This window comes from Brevibacillus parabrevis (genome assembly GCF_003710905.1).
GTDB lineage: Bacteria > Bacillota > Bacilli > Brevibacillales > Brevibacillaceae > Brevibacillus > Brevibacillus parabrevis.
In genome coordinates this window covers 1-3451 of record NZ_RHHV01000028.1, presented here as the reverse complement: position 1 = coordinate 3451, position 3451 = coordinate 1, and the positions used below count along the sequence as shown (strand labels likewise).

Sequence of the window (3451 nt, the reverse complement as noted above, 5' to 3'; positions counted from 1 at the left end):
CACGTGGTTTGCCATTTTCATAAAGCTGAATCATCTGCTGTTTGAATTGATCTGTAAATGACCGACGCTCACGTTTCCCCACGACATTCTCTCCGTTCCATGTCGATTTGATTTCAATCTACTAGACCCTAAGAGAATTGTCCAATTCAGTGTAGCCGATCCATTTTCTTCTGGGAGAAAGGGGAGGGCTATTCCTTTTCGAAAGATCGGACAGGGCAAGGCGGGTCGCATAGTTCGGGGACATCAAAGGGGCATGACGGTAAAGTTACGGATACGGATGTTCCCAGCAAGAATACGTCGCCAAAAGGAGGAAAGGCGAGCGGAGACCTCGGGCATTCTCATCATGATGAGCCAGTTACTGATAAGAAGGGTAATGATGCTAATAAAAATCAGCCTTATGAGAAGGAAAAGGCAGGGGCTGAGGGGACGGGTGAACCTATTGTAGAACATGGATCAACACCACTTGAATATAGGTACGCACTTGATCCGAATACGGACCAGTTAATTAATTTTAAGTGGCTAGAAACAAGGAAAGTTGATCCTGTTGCCGATGCTTATATTATTGATAGAGTAAGTGAACTGAAAAGTCGTTTATCTAAAACAGTATTAAAAAAGGGAGGAAACTTTGGATACGCTGAAGTAGACATTCCGACTGTAAATCAAAGAGAGTTTTATGCCTCCAGTCAAGTTGATTTTTCATCAGGGAATCCGAACTTAAATGGTTTTTCTTTCTTACCAGATGATCCTGTGTTTAATGCTACAAAAGCACCAGATAATAAGGGAAGTGTTTTTGAAAGACTAGAAGATTCAGAATACAAAATAATGAATGATTTAGCCCAAAAGATTGGATATAATCCTAATGCTACAGGGAAAGTGAAGATATTTACCGAAAGAGATACATGCGCAAGCTGTAACAATATAATCGGTAAATTTAAAGAAAGATATCCGAGAATTGAAATTGAGGTAATTCATAATAGTGGCAATTTAGTGCCTCCTAAAGAACTTCCGAAACCCGAAAAATAAATTAAAAGGTGGTAATTTTGGAATGAGTTTGAAGTGGGAATACGAGGAGTTATTTGAATCTTTTATGGAAGATTATTTTTCATATAAAAACGCAAATATGAGTGATTCTGAATCACTTGCTAGAACATACAATGTGTATGAAGCAATCCAAAATCAAGGAGAGATGGAGAAGGCAATTATCCACATTATATATGGAGAATTGTTACTAAAGCAATCAAAGGTACTAGTTACTGCTAAAGAAACAACAAAAAAAGATTTACTTTCACTAGATTTAAATAAGCTAAAAAACGTAGTAACAGATGAGCAATTTAAGGATTTACTTATCCGTAGAGATAGAATCTTACAAGAAATAGATACAAAGCCATTGGATTATTATCCTGTAGTAAGATGGTATTATTTTGAAATGACAAATAACGTTAGGGAGTATTTTCAAAATCAAAATTTTGAAGCATGTAGTGGAGAAGATATTGTTAATAATGTCTTGGAACGATTTAAGAGGGATAGTAGAAATACGTCAAGTGAAAACATAACTGTCAAAACAACTTTAGCTGAATTATTATTACTAAATAATATACGAGCAAATGAAAATATTAGGATTATAAAAAGTGAATTAGAGAAGTTCGATTTGAATGATATTGGGGAACAATTATCGGAAGATGAGAAGAGAGACCTATCTAGTCGAATTAAGGATGTGTTGAGTAAACTATAGTCAAGATATTTGTATGGAGTTATACAACAACAAAAAGATAATGCAATAGAACCGACTAAGCCACAATGCGAGATAGCCGAACGTATCGTGGTCTTTTATCCTATTGCGGTTTGTTGATGGGTAGACCCCACCCAGTGCCGAATGAGTAGGGCAGATGAATCTAAGTAGACTTAACTCAAGTTGTATTCGAATAAAGATTTTTTCATTTTATTTGTACGCACATCAATGCTTTGGCTTTATACCCTAAAAAGTGCTATTCCGATACATTAAACAGGTGACAGGTCAATTATGGTCAGATACCACCATGATTGATCTGTTTTTTGTTAGCTTCGTTTTCTCGCAGTTTTTTGAATTCAATCGTAACTGTACGGTATGTCGCCCTATTAGAGAGGATGAGAAACTAACCAATCGCACCTTTAAGGATGTGTAGCACGACAATTAATAGTAGTGGGGGCTACATCGAAAATATTTTTGATTTTATCAGCAACTGAATGGCAAGTTATCGCGATTGTTACTGTGAAGAAATGAATCTGGTGACGACCAGTTGACATATAACAGGTAAGGTAACGTGTAGGCTAGCCGCCTTCCTAACTTCATAGCCGCTCCGAGGCGGAACTAAATTGCGAGAAGGAAGGTAAAGGGAATGAAGGATTTTGTTCAAATTCAGAATTGTCAAGCCGCTAATGAGTAAATGGACAAGGTAAGTCAAGAGAGTCAGTTCACATCACAGCATAAAGGGTTTACAAAAGTGCCGCATAAAATCCATCGGTGCTACGGCTTAACACATTATGAGAAGCTGATTCTGATTGACCTAATCGCTTATATGAGCGACAAACGTCAATGCTATCCGACCATCGAAATGATTGCCCGAAATGTCGGATGCAGTTCAAAGTCAGTAGAACGCCATATCAAGGAATTGGCAGACAAGAAGATGATTCTGGTCAGTCAGGGTAAGAACAACACGTATTTCCTGCCAAATTATCTGCATTGCCACCCATATCTGCTTATGTCAGAAAAGACTCATGAGTTTATTAGGAGTATACGGAAGCAGGTAAACGAGCGAGAGTTGACGCTTTGGATTCAGGGAATGGTCAAGCGTGACGAATACAAGTCGTATAAGAAGGTTTTTTAAACGAGTACGTTGAGAGACGAGATTATATGGCGGTTATCTATTCAGATGAATACGATGTAGGGGATGAAGGGTATTTTGGTGAAAATTGCATTTTGTTTTATTATGGTGTAGATGATACTTATGATATTGTCAGTTATAAAGAACTATATGATTACTTGCAGGTAGCATGTAATTTCTATATTGAAAAGAACGAAGACAAAAAAGATGAAGTTAACGAATATTTATTGAGAATTAAAGAGAAATATAGTATTTAAGAATAATGGGTAGAATCCAGATTTTTTTGTAAGCCTATTTACAACCTCAACAACAAGATCATACAATACAACCAATAAACCAAGCATTAAACCATTCAGACACTAATAAACGATCAAAAGCTCATTCCCACTTGAATCATGAGTAGGAATGAGCTTTTTTGTCATCCAAGAGCATATATGGAGCAGGTATGAGTGGGATGTAGCGGCAAACGAGACTCTCGCGGTCATGGCGAAACGAACCTTGGATAACAGATCGCAGAGGTGGAAGGGAAATTTGCTGCTTTTGGGGATACGTTGGCTGGTTTGTGGGGCGCGGCGGTAGACGCGGGCGAC

At 37.8% G+C, this 3451-nt stretch carries 4 protein-coding genes and 1 pseudogene; 4 read left to right on the top strand and 1 reads right to left on the bottom strand.

Annotated elements, in window-relative coordinates:
* Positions 1 to 144 precede the first annotated feature (144 nt).
* The 4 genes and pseudogenes from EDM60_RS29540 to cdiI form a co-directional block, all read left to right on the top strand.
* Positions 145 to 1023 carry a deaminase domain-containing protein gene (locus tag EDM60_RS29540; RefSeq protein ID WP_122966789.1) on the top strand — a complete coding sequence of 293 codons (879 nt, stop codon included), beginning with the start codon at positions 145 to 147 and terminating at the stop codon, positions 1021 to 1023.
* 22 nt (positions 1024 to 1045) lie between these two features.
* Positions 1046 to 1732, top strand: coding sequence for an Imm3 family immunity protein (locus EDM60_RS27345; protein ID WP_122966788.1), 687 nt, complete (start codon positions 1046 to 1048; stop codon positions 1730 to 1732).
* A gap of 691 nt (positions 1733 to 2423) precedes the next feature.
* Positions 2424 to 2864, top strand: coding sequence for a helix-turn-helix domain-containing protein (locus EDM60_RS29320; RefSeq protein ID WP_141254290.1), 441 nt, complete (start codon positions 2424 to 2426; stop codon positions 2862 to 2864).
* 5 nt (positions 2865 to 2869) lie between these two features.
* Positions 2870 to 3118: pseudogene (gene cdiI, locus EDM60_RS27335) on the top strand (ribonuclease toxin immunity protein CdiI); the annotation flags it as partial.
* 102 nt (positions 3119 to 3220) lie between these two features.
* Here cdiI and EDM60_RS28985 read toward each other — a convergent pair.
* Positions 3221 to 3451, bottom strand: a 231-nt coding sequence (locus EDM60_RS28985; RefSeq protein WP_208715256.1) for a hypothetical protein, incomplete at its 5' end; no start/stop codon positions are given.

Bases quoted from the DNA above. Each gene is read 5' to 3' on its own strand.
- EDM60_RS27345 (WP_122966788.1), top strand. From the start codon at position 1,046: ATGAGTTTGAAGTGGGAATACGAGGAGTTATTTGAATCTTTTATGGAA.
- EDM60_RS29320 (WP_141254290.1), top strand. From the start codon at position 2,424: ATGGACAAGGTAAGTCAAGAGAGTCAGTTCACATCACAGCATAAAGGG.